Here is a 16,833-nt window from a genome sequence, read left to right as displayed (position 1 = left end):
GTCAGCCCCCCGCAATAGCGGTGAAGAGGTGAAGTTCATCCCCATCATTGAGACGGGTCTCGGCCCAGCGGCCACGGGGCAGCACGGCGCCGTTGAGGGCTACCGCCACTCCCTGTGGATTAACGTCTTGCGCCGCCAGCAGGTCGGCCACGCTCTGCCCTGCCGTCAGAGGTTGCGCTTTATCGTTGAGTCGGATGGTGAGGGTCATGGGGTGATCTCCTTATCGTGTGTCGGGCATCGGCGCTGTCCGCAAACCGGGCAATCGGGATCGGGGGCCAGAGTGAAGGTCTGCCACTGATGGGCCAACGCATCGAAACGGCGCAATGTGCCGGCCACCGGGCTTGGCATCCCTAACAGCAGTTTCAGTGCCTCCAGCGCCTGCAAAGAGCCCATCACCCCGACCAGCGGGCCGGTGACGCCGCTGGTCTCGCAGCGCTGGCTCACCTTGGTATCCAGCGGATAGAGGCAGGCGTAGCAGGCGTGATCGCTGCTGGTTCGCGCCATCAGCTGCCCCTGCCAACCCACTGCGGCGGCACAGACCCAGGGCTTGCCCTGAGCCACGCAGGCGGCGTTGATGGCCTGGCGGGTGGCGAGGTTGTCGCAGCAGTCGATCACCAGATCCACCTCGGCCACAAACTCCGGCAGGCTGGCGGCATCGAGCCGCTGGTTAATGGCAATCAGCTCCACCAACGGGTTGTGGGCGGCCAAGCGCTCGCGGGCCAGCTCCGCCTTGGAGTGGTTGACTGCCTCGCTATCGAACAGGATCTGGCGCGGCAGATTGCTGGAATCCACCGTATCGCCATCGGCCAGCCACAAGGTGCCCACACCGGCCCCGGCGAGATAGAGGGCGAGCGGCGAGCCAAGCCCGCCAAGGCCGATGATCAGCACGGACTTATCTTTCAGCCGTGCCTGCCCTTCTTCACCCACTTCCGCCAGCATCAGCTGGCGGCCGTATCGCAAATACTCTTTGTCACTAAGAGAAGCGGCATCAGAGCGCATGTTCTGCCTCCCGTATAACAGTGGCCGAGCGCGGCTCATCCCCCGCCCCCACGGCAGCAAGCAGCCGTTCGGTCGCCCCCTGCCAGTCATCGCTGGCCGTGATGGCCGAGACCAGCGCGATGCTGCCGACCCCGCTTGCCTTGACCGCCGCCACCCGCTCCTCACTGATGCCACCGATGGCGACCGTCGGCCAGTCGCACATCAGGGCGCGGTAGCGGTGCAGCCGCACCAGCCCCTGCGGGCGCGAAGGCATCGCCTTGGTGTTGGTCGGGAAGATATGGCCCAGCGCGATATAGGAGGGGGCCAGCTCGCGGGCTCGCATCAGCTCGAAGTAGCCGTGGGTGGAGATGCCAAGGCGCAGCCCGGCCGCCTGAATGGCGGCGAGATCGGCGGTCTCCATATCCTCTTGCCCCAGATGGACGCCCCAGGCGCCTGCCTCGATGGCCTGCTGCCAGTAGTCGTTGATAAAGAGCCGCGCCCCATGGCGGCGACCAAGCGCCACAGCATCACGAATGGCCGGCGCCACCTCTGCGGCGGGCAGATTCTTGATCCGTAGCTGGATGGTTTTGACCCCCTGCCCCAGCAGGCGGCGCAGCCACTTGACCGAATCCACCACCGGATAGAGGCCGAGGTTGTGTTCGGTCGGCGCGAAGGGGCCCTGCGGCAGGCGGGCGCTGCTTGTCTCATAGAGTCCGAAGCGGCGATCGAGGGTTGAGCCCGCCAACACGGCGCGGGGGAAGTGGGCAAGACAGGTCGGCCAGCCGAGATGGGCGATGGGGCCGGGGCCTGCCCCCACTCCCTGCGCCGCCGCCAATCCCTGTTGCAGGTAGGCCCGCGCCAGGGTGATGGCGTCCTCCACCGGATAGTCCTGCGCCACCACGGCGGCGATGGCGCTGGCGTAGCAACAGCCGGTGCCGTGGCCGTGGCGGGTGTCGAGGCGCGGCGCCGCCAACCAGAACTCGCGGGTCTCGTCCTGGTAGTAGTCGAGGCAGAGATCGCCGCTCCACTCCAGATGACCGCCCTTGACCAGCACGGCGCGGGCACCGAGTTCGCGCAGACGGCGGGCGGCGAGGCGCACCAGCTCTGGGCTGCTGACCGGCAAGCCGGTCAGGGCTTCCAGTTCGGGGCCGTTGGGGGTGATGAGCGACAGACGTGGCAACAGCTGCTCGCGCACCGCCTCCAGCATATTGGGCTCCGCCATCGGGGTGCCGGTGCTGGCGATGGCCACCGGGTCGTAGACTACGAAGGGAGCCTCAATGGCCGCCAGTCGACGGGCCAGCACCTCGACGTGAAGCCGGGTCGGCAGCAGACCGATCTTGATGGCGGCGGGCGGCAGATCGACGCCGAGGGCATCGATCTGGGCGGTGAAGGTCTGCATCAGCACGGGGTCAACCATCTTCACCGCCACCGAGTTCTGGGCGGTGATGGCGGAAATGACCGAGCAGCCGTGCACGCCAAGGTCGTGCAATGTGTGCAAGTCGGCCTGAATGCCGGCACCGCCACCGGAGTCGGAACCGGCGATGGTCCAGACAACTGGGCGGGAGTCCGTCACTGGCGGCAGATCGGCGGGGCTGACAGCCCCGCTTGTGCTGCTCACGCCTCCTCCCCTGCGGCCTGTTTCAGCGCCGCCGCCTGATGGTAGATCTCGCCACCGGTCTCCTTGAAGGTCTCTGCCATGCGGGCCATGCCGCTCTCCACCTGAGCCACCACCTGCTCCTGCTGGCCATCCATACCGACCAGCTTGATCTCCACAGCCTCCAGCTTGGCGGCATTCAGTTCAGCGGTGTAGGCACGCACATCCTGGGTGATCTTCATGGAGCAGAACTTGGGCCCGCACATGGAGCAGAAGTGGGCCACCTTGCCGGACTCCTGCGGCAGGGTCTCGTCGTGGTAGGCGCGAGCGGTGTCGGGATCCAGCGCCAGATTGAACTGATCCTCCCAGCGGAACTCGAAGCGCGCCTTGGACATGGCGTTGTCGCGGATCTGAGCGCCCGGGTGCCCCTTGGCCAGATCGGCAGCGTGAGCGGCGATCTTGTAGGTAATCAGCCCCTGCTTCACATCCTCCTTGTTGGGCAGCCCCAGATGCTCCTTGGGGGTCACGTAGCAGAGCATGGCGCAGCCGTACCAGCCGATGAGCGCGGCGCCGATGCCGGAGGTGAAGTGATCGTACCCCGGGGCAATGTCGGTGGTGAGCGGGCCCAGGGTATAGAAGGGCGCCTCGTGGCAGTGCTCGAGCTGCTCGGTCATGTTGCGCTCGATCATGTGCATGGGCACGTGACCAGGCCCCTCGATCATCACCTGCACGTCGTATTCCCAGGCAATTTTGGTGAGCTCGCCCAGGGTGCGCAGCTCGGCGAACTGGGCCTCGTCGTTGGCGTCATAGACGGAGCCCGGACGCAGACCGTCACCCAGCGACAAGCTCACGTCGTAGGCGGCGCAGATCTCGCAGATCTCGCGGAAGTGCTCGTAGAGGAAGTTCTCCTTGTGGTGCGACAGGCACCACTTGGCCATGATGCTGCCACCGCGCGAAACGATGCCGGTGAGGCGCTTGGCGGTCATGGGCACGAAGCGCAGCAAGACGCCTGCGTGGATGGTGAAGTAGTCCACCCCCTGCTCGGCCTGCTCCAGCAGGGTGTCGCGGAACAGCTCCCAGGTGAGATCCTCGGCGATGCCGTTGGTCTTCTCCAGCGCCTGATAGATGGGCACGGTACCGATGGGCACCGGGCTGTTGCGCAGGATCCACTCGCGGGTCTCGTGGATGTAGCGGCCGGTGGAGAGATCCATCACGGTGTCGGCGCCCCAGCGGGTGGACCAGACCAGCTTCTCCACTTCCTCTTCGATGCTGGAAGTGACCGCCGAGTTGCCGATGTTGGCGTTGATCTTCACCAGGAAGTTGCGGCCGATGATCATGGGCTCCGCTTCCGGGTGGTTGATGTTGCTGGGGATGATGGCGCGACCGGCGGCCACCTCATCGCGCACGAACTCGGGGGTGATGTTCTGGGGCAGTCTGGCGCCAAAGCCCTGACCCGGATGCTGGGTGCGCAGGAGCTCGGAGCGCACCCGCTCGCGCCCCATGTTCTCGCGAATGGCGATAAATTCCATCTCGGGAGTGACGATACCAGCGCGGGCGTAGTGGAGCTGGGTGACCCGGCGACCCGGCTTGGCACGGCGCGGCTTTGGCAGATGCTCGAAGCGCAGGTGATCCAGCCCCTCATCGGCCAGCCGCTCCTGAGTGAAGGTGGAGCTGAGCCCCGGCAGTTCATCGGTGTCATCGCGCTCCAGCACCCAGTTCTCCCGCAGGCGCGGCAGGCCACGGCGCACGTCGATGGCAACCCCCTCCTCCCCGTAACGGCCAGAGGTGTCGTAGACCGGCACCGGCTCGTTGGGCTCGAATTTGGGATCCTCTTTGGTGCCGCCGACGAAGGTGTCGGCCAGCTGGATCTCCCGCAGGGGTACCTGGATATCGGCGCGGGAGCCTTCGATAAAGATGCGGCGGGAGTTGGGATGAGCCATCCCCTTGAGGCTGTCGATAAAAGCTTGGGCGCTGGAGCGCTGCTCGCGGCGGCTGGATTTGGCGGTATCAGATACAGAAGTAGACATAGCAAAACTCACATTAACTGGTTGAAGTTATGGGTATTTGCTTGTCTGGAGTTCGAGGAGAAGATGAACTTGCGGCGGGGTGTTTATCTCGGGAGGGAGTGCGCGCGGGATGGATCTCCGCGCCGCTGTTCTGCCGCTTCCCGCTCTCTGCATGCTGTGGGCAAGGCGCCCCACGTGCTGGACAACCGGACGGGACAGACTCCCTCCTGTGCGCCCTGACCCATCAAGGGTGATCCCTTCGATGAGCGGCAGAGGCTTGTTCCTCCCCCGGCGCGGTAACCCGCAAGTTACCCTTGTTCCCTTCGCAGGTTTTAACCTGATCAGGTTCCACGGATCCCGAATTAACGGTCTCAGCTTCGCGTCGTTCGACGGTCAGCACTCCGACAAGATGGCGCCAGTATAAGGGGGAAAATCTAAAGCACAAGCCGTTAACAATCTGGCCAACACGCCTCGTTTAACAAATGAGTGAACGATGCCTCGCTCACGGGGCCACCCCAAGTACAGGTCAAACCTGCGTTGGCATCACCTTGGCAAGCCACAAGTTCCCACTGTGATCATTCAGGGAGAAGAGGAGAAAAAGAGGGAAAATCGAGGGGCGCAGGACAAGTGCATCGTCTTGCGCAGAACAGAAACAGGCCCCTATGAAAGGAGCCTGCGAGGGAGGTTATTGAACAGGAACTATGGTCAGGGATACATTGCCAAACCCTTCGTTGGCAAGGGCCTCCTGATCCAGATCCACGCCGGTCAGTGCCACACCTTCAGCAGAGGCGTTACGCAACTGCGCAGCCTTCGCGGAACGGGTCTGGGGCTGACCGATTTCGATATCACCGGCAAACTGGCTCTCGGCATAGAAGTCACCGGTCACCGCCGAACGGATCGGGCGCAGCACACGACCCAGGTTATTCTGCATGGTCGACAAACCATACTCGCTGATGGCCCAGTTCCAGTCCCACCACTTCACTTCACCCGGGATATAACGCTTGTCCCACTGGTAGCGGATGCTGCTCGCCTTATCGCGGAACGGGCCGACGGCAAAGGTGTGCTCCCAGGTCGGACGATTCTCAGGATGGGTATACCAGGCATTGCCGCCCCAACGCAGGAAGCCCTTCATGGTCAGGTCATAATTGACCTCGGCCTTGAACTCGTAGGGGTAGGAGATGTTGGACTTGTAGAGGGCAACCCGCACCGGCAGGCTGGAGTGAGGCGGCACCGTGGGGCGCGCTTCAACCGAGACGGTCTCGGTGGTCGAGCCCCCATGTTGGGAAGCCCAGCTCTGGCTCGCTGCGATCTCGATGGCCAGTTCGGTTTCCCCCACCAGCGGCCATTGAAACTTGTTCTTGGTGGTCACCTTCTCGCTCAGGCTGTAGGTATCGGTCTTCGACCAGTTGGTGGCCTTGTCGTACTTCAGGGTCACCACCACCTGCTGGGGCAGGTCGGTGTAGTTGGTCGCATTGGCCGTGATGGTCTTGACCAGCTGCTTGCCGCTCTCGGTGACCTGACCATGGCTGAAGGAGTCGGGTTCCAGAGTATATGAGAAGTTGCTTACCTTGATGGAGCTCTTCTCCCCGCAACGATATCCGGAGCAGCCGCCGTCATTATTTCCCTTTATCAGCCAGCCATCGCCAACCCGGGTAACATCCATATCTTCCCCGACATAGGGGCTATGATTCCCACCCACCCAGGCGTATCCCAAATAATGGGCGAGATAGCTAACAGGCTTGATAAAATAATTATTATCATGGACAAGCCGCCATTGCACATCGACCTCATCACCCGCCGGAATATTCCAGTCAGAGAGTGTTGGTATTTCTCCAGAAACCGGTGAGTTGGGATAACACCAGGTTTCTCCGGCAGTGCCCTGTTTGATTTCGCCATTATATCCCGGCCCCATAATCACCCAGCGTTCCGCCAGCCCGGTGATCTGCCACTGCCCCATGCGGCTGACCAGATTACCCTTGATACTCATGGCTTCATCGCGGGTCAGTGGACGGTAGCCACTGGCACAGACGCCCGTCCCAAGACCCGCCCACTTGACCTGATCAGGGTAGACAGGTTCAGCCGCCTGCACCTGAGCGAGCATCAATGAAGACGCCAAAAACGCCAGATTGGCGGTAATTATTCTATTCATCATTTATCCCTCTTTCAGACATACGATAATTGTTATTGTGTAGAAATATCCTTTTTCATTTGACAGGTATGGACTCCGACAAAACCTGACACAAATAAAATAAACCACCAAAAAACATCCATGACAAACAAAATAATGGTGGTATAAGAAAATAATTAGAGTGATGACTTTATTGAGGAATAAATCATAAATATTGTGGCAGCCATTATTTAATGGCTGCCACAATATGGTGAACCTATATTAAATAAGAAGATGCTGAATTACTCTTCCGAATTGATCACTTCAATTCCCTGCAATATTCCATCCGCCGAACGGATCAATACCAGCTCGCTCCCGGCATGCAGATCGGCGGCCGAACCGTTGACCCAGCGCACCTGCGGATTGAGTGGCACTGTGCCCAAGGTTGCCAGCGTGAGCTGCCGGTCATCGAAGGATTGCAGGCGATCTTGCGCCCGCTGCCAGGGCTGATTGGCCAGCGGGGCTCTGGCGGCCAGCAGCTCAATCCGGGTGGCAACGCCATTAGCCACCAGCAGAGCGAGCTGGTCGCCGGGTTTGAGTGGCTGCGGCCAAATCTCCCCCTGCCGCCAGACGGCGGCACTGCCCTGCTCCACCTCGGCCCCCTGAAATTGCAGGCGGATGCCGTCGCTGTGCTCCAGCTCCACCAGCCACAATTCGTCGACTCCCGCCTGCGCCGCCCAGAGCGGCACTCCCAGCATCCATGCACACCACTTTCTCGATTGTTCCATCTTCGTTCGTCCCTGAACAAAAAGCCCATGCTGGACAAGCATGGGCTTCATTCGGGAGCATTTCTAATCGGAACGCAGAGATCGGATCAGTCATCCTCGCGGCAGCGGCTCAGGCGCATGCCGTCAAACTTGCACTCCAGCTCGAGCCAGCGCCCTTCAAACGGCGCCAGACTGTTATCCGAGGTGGTGTAGCCCCAGATCCGCCCCCCTTCGACCGGCCCCTCCAGATCCATTTCGTCCTTGTCATCTTCGTCGAGGGCTTCGACCTTGCGCACATAGCGCACGCCGTTCTCCACCACCCCCTTCATCTCGACCCAGGTACCGCCGAGATCATCCTCGTTGAGCCAATCCTTGAAGCGGGTCTGGTCGTCGATCACGAACGGCATGCCGTTGACCATCAACTGGCCAAGCTGCCAGGTGGTGCGGCCGGTCAGTTTGAATTCGGTCGCCTGTGCGGTGCCAAGTGGCAACAAGATCAACAGCAGGAGGGCGCAGAGAGACTTCTTCATCAGGGATCCTCGGGGTTACACTGGCAGACAGGATGCCGAATCCGGTGTGAAAAGAGCGTGAAACGCTCGCCAACCAGGAGAGCAAAGCATGAAGATTTTGGTAGTGGAAGACAATCCTCAGGTGGCGGAAACCATCATGGATTATCTGGAGCTGGCCGGTCACCGCCTCGATTGTGCCTATCACGGTCAGGCGGCGCTGCAACTGCTGGAGGATCAGCGTTTCGACGTCATCATCATGGATGTGATGATGCCGCGCCTCGATGGCCTCAGCACGGTAGCGCGCCTGCGCGAGCAGGGGATTGCCACTCCCGTGCTGTTTCTCACCGCCCGCGACAGCCTGGAAGACAAGCTGGCAGGCTTCAAGGCGGGAGGGGATGACTATCTGGTCAAGCCGTTCGCCATGGAGGAGCTGGAGGTACGGCTGCAAGCCCTCAGTCTGCGTGGCCCGCGCGGCGATGTGGGGGCCATCAGCGTTGGCGATCTGACGGTCGATGTCGCCAGCGGCCGCGCCACCCGCGCCGGTGAGCCCCTCAAGCTCGGCAAGATCCCGTTCCAAATCCTCGCGCTGCTGGCCCGCCGCGCCCCCGCCATCGTCAGCCGTCAGGAGGTGCTCGACACCGTCTGGGGGGATGAGGAGCCCGACTCCGATGCCCTGCGCAGCCATATCTACGCCCTGCGCAACGCGCTGGACAAACCCTTCCCCACTCCCATGCTGGAGACCCTGCACGGTCAGGGCTATCGACTGGTGAGCGCATGAGCCTGCCGAGCCTGCGCCGCCGCCTGATCATGGCGCTCGGCGGCGCCGGGGTGGTGCTGCTGATCCTGCTCTCCGGCTTGATGCTGGTGGCCGAGGACAAGATGGAGGAGCTGAGCCTGCGCCACTGGCTGGAGGCGGAAGTGACTCGCTACAGCGATGACTGGCTACGACTCGGCCCGGCTGCCGCTGCCCCGAGCCCCAGACAGTTCTCCAGCTACTGGACCGAGGCGGGCCGCTTGCCGAAATGGCTGAAGCCCTACCAGACCCCCGGCTTTTTCGAGCACCAGCTGGGCAAGGAGGACAAACACTTTCTGGTGGCCCGTCACCCCTCCGGCGAGGGACTGCTCTATCTGGTCTTCAACGACGACGCAGACGACTACCTCGACCCCTACGAGGACAAGCTGCATCTGGCGACCCGGCTGATCGGGGTGACCCTGCTGCTGGGCTGCCTCGGCTTCGGCATCTGGCTGGTGCGCCATATCACGGGGCCGCTGCAACGGCTGCAACAGAGGGTCGCCCACCTCACCCCGGATCAGGCGGATTTCGAGCCCGACGCCCCCTGGCAGGAGCTCAGGGATATCGAGCTGGCGCTGCTGGCCGGCAAGCAGGAGGTGAGCGCCGTGTTCGCCCGCGAGCAGGAGTTCAGTCGCTTCGCCAGCCACGAGCTGCGCACCCCCAACATGGTGATTCAGGGCTCGGCGGCCCTGCTCGGCAAGGTAACGGATCTGCCCGCACCGGCCGCCCGCGCCACCACCCGCATCCGCGCCGCCGCCGACGAGATGGCGCTGCTCACCGAGACCTTCCTGCTGCTGGGCCGCAAGGAGGCGGTGGAGCGGCCACTGCAACAGGTGACCCCGCTGATCCGTCAGGAGCTGGCCCGCCTCGCTCCGCTGTTGCAGCGGGAAGCACTTGATATCCGGCTTAATCTGGACGAGAGCAGCGAAGTAAACGCCCCCCTCTCCCTGCTCGCCATCGCCCTCGGCAACCTGCTGAAAAATGCCCTGAGCTATGCCGAGGGACATATCGACATCGAGCTGTGTGGCCCGGTGCTCACCATCAGCAACCCGACGGCGGCGGCGCCGGATCAGATCCTCGGCTACGGCTGTGGCCTCACCATCATTCAGCGCATCTGCGAGAAGCTGGGCTGGCAGATCGACACCCGGCTCGAGGATGGCGTATTCAGCGCAAGGCTGGCAATGATCACTGCCGAACAGTTCCCTCTCCCTTTGGGAGAGGGTTAGGGTGAGGGCGCAGTGGCACCGCCAACCCACCAGCCAGATAGCAACAAGGCGCCCGAGGGCGCCCTGTTTCTATCTGACGGATGCAAGCCCGCGGCTCACTCCGCCGGTTTGTTCTTGCGGCTCGCCTTGAGTTCGAGGAACTCGATGATCTTGCCGGCCACATCCTTGCCCGAGGCGGCTTCCACCCCTTGCAGGCCGGGGGAAGAGTTGACCTCCAGCACCAGCGGGCCACGGGCGCTGCGCAGGATATCCACCCCCGCCACATCCAGTCCCATGATCTTGGCGGCCTGCACCGCGGTGGCGCGCTCTTCCGGGGTGATCTTGATCGCCTCGGCGGTGCCGCCACGGTGCAGGTTGGAGCGAAACTCCCCCGGCTGGGCTTGGCGGCGCATGGCGGCAACCACCTTGCCGTTGACCACCAGACAGCGGATATCGGCGCCATTGGCCTCGCGGATATACTCCTGCACCAGAATGTTGTTGTTGGTCTGGATAAAGGCCTCGATCACGCTCTCGGCGGCTTTCTGAGTCTCGCAGAGCACCACGCCAATCCCTTGGGTTCCCTCCAGCAGCTTCACCACCAACGGCGCCCCGCCCACCATGGTGATGAGGTCGGGCACGTCGTGGGTGCTGTGGGCATAGCCGGTGATGGGCAGGCCGATGCCGTGGCGGGAGAGCAGTTGCATCGCCCGCAGCTTGTCGCGGGAGCGGCTGATGGCCACCGAGCTGTTGAGGGCCATGGTGTTCATCATCTCGAACTGGCGCAGCACGGCGGTACCGTAAGCGGTAATGCTGGCCCCGATCCGCGGGATCACGGCGTCATAACTTCCCAGCTCCCCACCCTCGTAGTGAATGGAGGGGTTGTGGGACGCGATATTCATATAGCAGCGCAGGGTGTCGAGCACCTCTACCTGATGACCGCGCGCCTGTGCCACCTCGACCAGACGGCGGGTGGAGTAGTTTTTCGGCTCACGGGATAAAATGGCGATATTCATGACAATTCCGCTAGAAGGCTGTGCCTGGGCAGGATGGGGCGGGAGAGTATAAGGTGCCACAGCGCCAAGACAACGCCAATTGTTTATCCTGACAACAAGACAAACCACACCAAACAGCACTCTAACCTGTCACTATGACCAACAGGTTAAACGGCGGCTCTGCGCAGGTTGTTCAACCCGTGCAAGGATGCCGCCGTTTCTCGTTAAAGATCAACCGGTGTCACACGGGAGTCAGTTCAGGTTTGGCCCCAACCAGCGTTCGGCCTCTGCCAGCGTCATCCCCTTGCGAACGGCGTAATCTTCCACCTGATCGTGCTGGATCTGCGCCACCGCAAAGTATTTGCTCTCGGGATGGGAGAAGTACCAGCCCGACACCGCCGCCCCCGGCCACATGGCGTAGGACTCGGTGAGCTGCATGCCGATGGCCTGCTCGACATCCAGCAGCTCCCAGATGCTCCCCTTCTCGGTGTGCTCCGGACAGGCCGGATAACCGGGCGCCGGGCGGATGCCCTGATAGTTCTCGCGAATAAGCTCCTCGTTGCTGAGGGCTTCATCAGGGGCATAACCCCAATGCACCTTGCGCACCTGCTCGTGCAGGTACTCGGCAAACGCTTCGGCCAGACGGTCGCACACCGCCTGAATGAGGATGGCGTTGTAGTCATCGTGATCCGCCTTGTAAGCCTTGGCGATGGCCTCCTCACCGATACCACCGGTCACCGCAAAGGCGCCGATCCAGTCAGGCTTGCCGCTCTCTTTCGGCGCCACATAGTCCGCCAGACAGTTGTTGGGGAAGCCCTGCTTCTCGCTCTGCTGGCGCAGGTGGTGCAGCACCTTGATGACCTCGGTGCGGGACTCGTCGCTGTAGACCTCGATGCTGTCTCCCACCGCATTGGCCGGGAACAGGCCGATAATACCGGCGCAGCGCACGCTCTGATCCTTTTCCAGCTGGTCGAGCATGACGTTGGCGTCGGCAAACAGTTTGGTTGCCTCCTCGCCAATGATCTCGTCCTCGAGGATGCGCGGATACTTGCCCGCCAGCTCCCAGCTGAGGAAGAACGGCGTCCAGTCGATGTAGGGGCGCAGCACCGAAATGGCCACATCTTCGAACTTCTGCACCCCGAGCTCGCGGGGCTTCGGCGGCTGGTAGCCAACCCAGTCCAGCTGGTGCCGGTTGGCGCGGGCATGAGCCAGACTGACCGGACGGGAGCGCGGCTGCTTGTGGGCATGCTGATCCCGGGCGATCTCGTACTCCTTGTCGATGCGGGCGACAAACGCCTCCTTCAGGTCCGGGCTGAGCAGGCTCTGGGCCACCCCTACCGCGCGGGAGGCGTTGGAGACATAGACTACAGGCTCCGAGTAGTTCTGCTCGATCTTCACCGCAGTGTGCGCCTTGGAGGTGGTAGCGCCGCCGATCAGCAACGGCAGCTTGAAGCCCTGACGCTCCATCTCTTTGGCCACGTGCACCATCTCGTCCAGTGACGGGGTGATGAGACCCGACAACCCGATGATATCGGCGCCGACCTCCCGCGCCGTCTTGAGAATGGTCTCGCAGGAGACCATGACTCCGAGGTCAACAATCTCGAAGTTGTTGCACTGCAGCACCACCCCGACGATGTTCTTGCCGATGTCGTGCACGTCCCCTTTCACGGTCGCCAGCACGATTTTGCCGTTGCTGGAGCCGCCCGATTTTTCCGCCTCGATATAGGGCTGCAGATAGGCCACCGCCCGCTTCATCACCCGGGCCGATTTCACCACCTGCGGCAGGAACATCTTGCCCGCGCCGAACAGGTCGCCGACCACGTTCATGCCATCCATCAGCGGCCCTTCGATGACGTGCAGCGGCTTCTCCGCGCCAGCGCGCGCCTCTTCGGTATCCTCTTCGATAAAGTCGGTGATCCCCTTGACCAGTGCGTGCTCCAGCCGCTTGCCCACAGGCCAGCTGCGCCACTCCTGATCCCGCGGATCCTCAGCCTGGGCTCCGGCACCGCGATACTTCTCGGCGATGGCCAGCAACTCCTCGGTGGCGTTGTCATTGAGGTTGAGCACCACCGCCTCGACCTTCTCTTTCAGCTCGGCCGGAATGTCTTCATAGATGGCGAGCTGACCGGCGTTGACGATCCCCATGTCCATGCCGTTCTTGATGGCGTGGTAGAGGAAGACGGCGTGAATGGCTTCGCGCACCGGCTCGTTGCCGCGAAACGAAAACGAGACGTTGGAGACGCCGCCGGAGATCATGGCGTGAGGCAGGTGCGTTTTGATGTCCTTCACCGCCTCGATGAAGTCCACCGCGTAGTTGTTGTGCTCGTCGATGCCGGTCGCTACCGCGAAGATGTTGGGATCGAAGATGATGTCTTCCGGCGGGAAACCGACCTGATCCACCAGGATCCGGTAGGCGCGCTGGCAGATCTCGAACTTGCGGGCGCGGGTGTCGGCCTGACCCGCTTCATCGAACGCCATCACGATGACGGCGGCGCCGTAGCGGCGCAGCAATCTGGCCTGCTGGATGAACTTCTCCTCCCCCTCTTTCATGGAGATGGAGTTGACCACCGGCTTGCCCTGCACGCACTTGAGGCCCGCCTCCAGCACCTCCCACTTGGAGGAGTCGATCATCACCGGCACCCGGGCGATGTCCGGCTCACCAGCGATAAGGTTCAGGAAGCGCACCATGGCCGCTTCGGCGTCCAGCATCCCCTCATCCATGTTGATGTCGATGATCTGGGCGCCGTTCTCTACCTGCTGCTTGGCAACATCGAGCGCCTCGTCGTAAAGCCCCTCCTTGATCAGCCGCTTGAACTTGGCCGAACCGGTGACGTTGGTGCGCTCCCCCACGTTCACGAACATGGATTCAGGGGTAATGATCAGCGGCTCGAGGCCCGACAGACGACAGGCCACAGGCAGCTCGGGCAGCACGCGCGGCTTGATGCCCGCCACGGCGTCGGCCATGGCGCGAATATGGGTCGGGGTGGTGCCACAGCAGCCACCGACCATGTTGAGGAAGCCGCTTTGGGCCCACTCGCGGATATGCTCTGCCATCTCACCCGCATCGAGGTCGTACTCGCCGAACGCATTGGGCAGACCGGCGTTGGGGTGGGCACTGACATGGGTCTCGCTGATGCGAGACAACTCCTCCACATACTGGCGAAGCTCGTCCGGCCCCAACGCACAGTTGAGGCCGAACGATACCGGTTTGACGTGGCGCAGCGAGTGGTAGAAGGCTTCGGTGGTCTGGCCGGAGAGGGTACGACCGGAGGCGTCGGTAATGGTGCCGGAGATCATCACCGGCAGGCTGTAACCCAGCGCCTCGAACACCCCTTCCACCGCGAAAGCCGCGGCCTTGGCGTTGAGGGTATCGAAGATGGTTTCGATCAGGATGATGTCGGCGCCGCCCTCGATCAGGGCGTGGGTCGATTCGGTGTAGGCGGCCACCAGCTGGTCATAGGTGACGTTGCGCTTGCCGGGATCGTTCACATCCGGCGAGATGGAGGCGGTGCGGTTGGTGGGGCCCAATACCCCTGCCACGAAACGCGGCTTGGCGGGATCTTTTGCCGTCCACTCGTCTGCCACGGCGCGGGCCAGACGGGCGGCTTCCCGGTTGATCTCGGCCGAGAATTCTTCCATCTCGTAATCGGCCATGGCGATGCGAGTGGCGTTGAAGGTGTTGGTCTCGAGAATGTCGGCCCCGGCAGCGCAATACTGCTCGTGGATCTCACGGATCACCGCCGGACGGGTCAGCACCAGCAGATCGTTGTTGCCCTTGATGTCGGTATGCCAGTCGGCAAACCGCTCACCCCGATAATCCGCCTCCCCCAGCTTGTAGCCCTGGATCATGGTGCCCATGGCCCCGTCGATGATCAGGATCCGCTCCCTGAGGCAGGCTTCCAGCTTCTTTGTTACGTCCGACTGCTTGCTCGGCTCTCTGCTCGACATTACGTTCGACACCGCGTGTTCCTCTTACATCCATGCAACTGCGTAAACAGCATCCTAACAGCAAACAAATAAAATGGAAATCTAGCCGTCTATCAGTCCAAATGCGCCACCATATACTCATTTATGGGTAATGAGTAACATAGGGCCCGAGAGTAACCTATGCCCGTCCTGCATAGGGATACGTGCTTGCTGTCTACCAACGAGAAAAAAATAACTATGAGCGTCTACTACACACTCTGTTTTCTGGCAGCGTTGGCGATTTTTATCGCCTTTGCCAACCAGTATGTTGTGAAGATCCAGACCACCATCGCCATTACTGCGGGCTCCATGCTGATCTCCGCACTGCTGGTGCTGTTTGGCAAACTGGGCTGGTTCAACCTGGAACCTCTTGCCGTCAAGACCATGGAGAGCATCGACTTCCAGAACTTCCTGCTGAAGGGGATTCTGGGCTTCCTGCTGTTCGCCGGTGGCCTTGGCATCAACCTAAAGGCGCTGCGTAGCCAGAAGTGGGAGATCACCATTCTGGCCATCATTGCCACCCTGCTCTCCACCTTCCTCATCGGCTACGGCTTCTGGTTTATCGCCAAGCTGCTGGGCTGGGAGTTGCCGCTGGTCTACTGCATGCTGTTCGGCGCGCTGATCTCCCCCACTGACCCGATTGCCGTACTGGCCATCGTCAAGAAGATGAAAGCGCCACCCCAGATCGCCATCCAGATCGAAGGGGAATCCCTGTTCAACGACGGTGTTGGCCTCGTCATCTTCGCTACCGTGTTTGCCGTCGCCTTTGGCGGTGTCGAGCCCACCTTCGGTAGCGTGGCCGGTCTGTTCCTGCACGAAGCCCTCGGCGGCATCCTGTTCGGTGCCGTGCTGGGCCTCATCGCCCACGTGATGATCAGCGCCACCGATGACGGTTCATTGGAGCTGCTACTGACCCTCTGCATCCCGACCGCCGGCTTTGCTTTTGCCAACATGATCGGCGTCTCCGGCGCACTGGCCATGGTGGTCACCGGCATCATGATCGGCAACTGGACCCGTCACTCCGGCTTCTCCGAGCAGAGCAGCCATCACCTGGATCACTTCTGGGAGTTGATGGATCAGTTCCTCAACGCCCTGCTGTTCCTGCTGATCGGTCTGGCGCTGGTACTGCTGGATCTCGCCTGGCGTGACTGGATCCTGCTGGTCATTGCGGTGCCGCTCTGCCTGGGTGCCCGCTTTATCAGCGTGTCGCTGCCCTATGTGGCTTTCCGCCGATTCCGCAATTACAACACCTTCTCGGTGCGGATCCTCACCTGGGGTGGCCTGCGCGGTGGCCTGGCCATGGCGATGGCACTGGCACTCCCCTCCGGCGTCATGATGATCCCGGAACATGGCGTCGACCTGCGTCAGGTCATCCTGGTGATGACCTACTCGGTGGTGATGTTCTCCATCGTGGTGCAAGGCATGACCATCACCCCGATGATCACGGCCGCCAAGAAGGCCTGTGGCGACTACTGAGTCGGCCCGCTGTGCTGCTTGCAGAATGAGAGAGGGCTCCCGTCGGGAGCCCTCTTTTTATGGCGAATAGTTGCGAATATTTGCTGCTGATAGCCCCTTGATTACACAGCGGAAAAGCGTACTGACTTCAACATCGAGAAATTATTGTTTGCTTTTTATTCATTTCGAGGAGAGAATGCGCGCCGGCTAGTTAATCAGCCCTGTTTATGTTTATCCTGCAATGCTTCACCTCACGATGAATCCTGCCAGTACCCGCATAACCTTCTTCTGATTTACTCGCCTTGAGAACCGTCAGGCTGTCTGCCTGCGTTGCCCGGCTCTCACGGTGCAGACCCGATCTGCCCACCCAATTTGATTTATGCATCAGCATATTCCTTGAAAGTGCAGACGCCCCTTAACCGGGCTGGGTATTCCTGCGCGCTTGTCGTTCACCCAATCGA

Annotated in this window: 12 protein-coding genes and 1 riboswitch; of the genes, 3 read left to right on the top strand and 9 right to left on the bottom strand. The window is 61.7% G+C overall.

Translation table 11 applies throughout. The annotated features are described in order from the left end of the window. Nucleotide 1: 1 nt before the first annotated feature. From thiS to A9G06_RS10665, 7 genes are all read right to left on the bottom strand, one after another. The gene (gene thiS, locus A9G06_RS10695; RefSeq protein WP_069555221.1) at nt 2-208 is read right to left on the bottom strand and encodes a sulfur carrier protein ThiS; all 207 of its coding nucleotides are present in this window, start codon (nt 206-208) and stop codon (nt 2-4) included. Beyond that, nucleotides 205-999 (bottom strand): HesA/MoeB/ThiF family protein, encoded by a 795-nt coding sequence (locus A9G06_RS10690; RefSeq protein ID WP_069555220.1) that lies wholly within the window; start codon nt 997-999, stop codon nt 205-207. Before A9G06_RS10690 ends, thiS begins: the two co-directional genes overlap by 4 nt. Beyond that, a complete protein-coding gene (thiE, locus tag A9G06_RS10685; RefSeq protein ID WP_069555219.1) occupies nt 989-2,596 on the bottom strand; it encodes a thiamine phosphate synthase in 1,608 nt (535 codons plus the stop codon). The genes A9G06_RS10690 and thiE overlap by 11 nt, the downstream gene beginning before the upstream one ends. After that, on the bottom strand, nt 2,593-4,599 hold the full coding sequence (gene thiC, locus A9G06_RS10680) for a phosphomethylpyrimidine synthase ThiC (protein WP_069555218.1): 2,007 nt from the start codon (nt 4,597-4,599) through the stop codon (nt 2,593-2,595). Before thiC ends, thiE begins: the two co-directional genes overlap by 4 nt. A 280-nt stretch (nt 4,600-4,879) precedes the next feature. After that, a riboswitch (TPP riboswitch) is annotated at nt 4,880-4,992 on the bottom strand. Between the two features lie 271 nt (nt 4,993-5,263). Beyond that, the gene (aerA, locus tag A9G06_RS10675) at nt 5,264-6,727 is read right to left on the bottom strand and encodes an aerolysin AerA (protein ID WP_171903389.1); all 1,464 of its coding nucleotides are present in this window, start codon (nt 6,725-6,727) and stop codon (nt 5,264-5,266) included. A 260-nt stretch (nt 6,728-6,987) separates the two neighbouring features. Next, nucleotides 6,988-7,473, bottom strand: coding sequence for a hypothetical protein (locus A9G06_RS10670; RefSeq protein ID WP_069555216.1), 486 nt, complete (start codon nt 7,471-7,473; stop codon nt 6,988-6,990). An 86-nt stretch (nt 7,474-7,559) separates the two neighbouring features. Continuing rightward, complete coding sequence (locus tag A9G06_RS10665; protein ID WP_005340092.1) at nt 7,560-7,982, bottom strand: hypothetical protein; 423 nt, start codon at nt 7,980-7,982, stop codon at nt 7,560-7,562. An 88-nt stretch (nt 7,983-8,070) separates the two neighbouring features. Here A9G06_RS10665 and A9G06_RS10660 point away from each other — a divergent pair, with 88 nt between their 5' ends. Next, entirely contained in the window at nt 8,071-8,739 is a 669-nt protein-coding gene (locus A9G06_RS10660) for a response regulator transcription factor (protein ID WP_069555215.1), read from the top strand. Then, nucleotides 8,736-9,980, top strand: coding sequence for a HAMP domain-containing sensor histidine kinase (locus A9G06_RS10655; protein ID WP_043822633.1), 1,245 nt, complete (start codon nt 8,736-8,738; stop codon nt 9,978-9,980). The genes A9G06_RS10660 and A9G06_RS10655 overlap by 4 nt, the downstream gene beginning before the upstream one ends. 95 nt (nt 9,981-10,075) lie before the next feature. Here the strand turns inward: A9G06_RS10655 and rimK are convergent, their stop codons facing one another. Next, on the bottom strand, nt 10,076-10,972 hold the full coding sequence (gene rimK / locus A9G06_RS10650; protein WP_069555214.1) for a 30S ribosomal protein S6--L-glutamate ligase: 897 nt from the start codon (nt 10,970-10,972) through the stop codon (nt 10,076-10,078). Between the two features lie 231 nt (nt 10,973-11,203). Then, a complete protein-coding gene (gene metH / locus A9G06_RS10645) occupies nt 11,204-14,899 on the bottom strand; it encodes a methionine synthase (protein ID WP_069555213.1) in 3,696 nt (1,231 codons plus the stop codon). Between the two features lie 216 nt (nt 14,900-15,115). On the opposite strand from metH, the gene A9G06_RS10640 reads away from it, so the two are divergent. Continuing rightward, complete coding sequence (locus tag A9G06_RS10640; protein WP_021231596.1) at nt 15,116-16,393, top strand: sodium:proton antiporter; 1,278 nt, start codon at nt 15,116-15,118, stop codon at nt 16,391-16,393. The last annotated feature ends 440 nt before the right edge of the window (nt 16,394-16,833 follow it).

The sequence above is a fragment of the Aeromonas sp. DNP9 genome (assembly GCF_001728955.1).
Lineage (GTDB): Bacteria > Pseudomonadota > Gammaproteobacteria > Enterobacterales > Aeromonadaceae > Aeromonas > Aeromonas veronii.
The sequence above is the reverse complement of the archived record's forward strand: the minus strand, read 5'-3'. Positions and strand labels throughout refer to the sequence as shown.

Coding starts and splice junctions, on each gene's coding strand:
- thiS (WP_069555221.1), bottom strand. CDS start 208: ATGACCCTCACCATCCGACTCAACGATAAAGCGCAACCTCTGACGGCA.
- A9G06_RS10690 (WP_069555220.1), bottom strand. CDS start 999: ATGCGCTCTGATGCCGCTTCTCTTAGTGACAAAGAGTATTTGCGATAC.
- thiC (WP_069555218.1), bottom strand. CDS start 4,599: ATGTCTACTTCTGTATCTGATACCGCCAAATCCAGCCGCCGCGAGCAG.
- aerA (WP_171903389.1), bottom strand. CDS start 6,727: ATGAATAGAATAATTACCGCCAATCTGGCGTTTTTGGCGTCTTCATTG.
- A9G06_RS10670 (WP_069555216.1), bottom strand. CDS start 7,473: ATGGAACAATCGAGAAAGTGGTGTGCATGGATGCTGGGAGTGCCGCTC.
- A9G06_RS10665 (WP_005340092.1), bottom strand. CDS start 7,982: ATGAAGAAGTCTCTCTGCGCCCTCCTGCTGTTGATCTTGTTGCCACTT.
- A9G06_RS10660 (WP_069555215.1), top strand. CDS start 8,071: ATGAAGATTTTGGTAGTGGAAGACAATCCTCAGGTGGCGGAAACCATC.
- A9G06_RS10655 (WP_043822633.1), top strand. CDS start 8,736: ATGAGCCTGCCGAGCCTGCGCCGCCGCCTGATCATGGCGCTCGGCGGC.
- rimK (WP_069555214.1), bottom strand. CDS start 10,972: ATGAATATCGCCATTTTATCCCGTGAGCCGAAAAACTACTCCACCCGC.
- metH (WP_069555213.1), bottom strand. CDS start 14,899: ATGTCGAGCAGAGAGCCGAGCAAGCAGTCGGACGTAACAAAGAAGCTG.
- A9G06_RS10640 (WP_021231596.1), top strand. CDS start 15,116: ATGAGCGTCTACTACACACTCTGTTTTCTGGCAGCGTTGGCGATTTTT.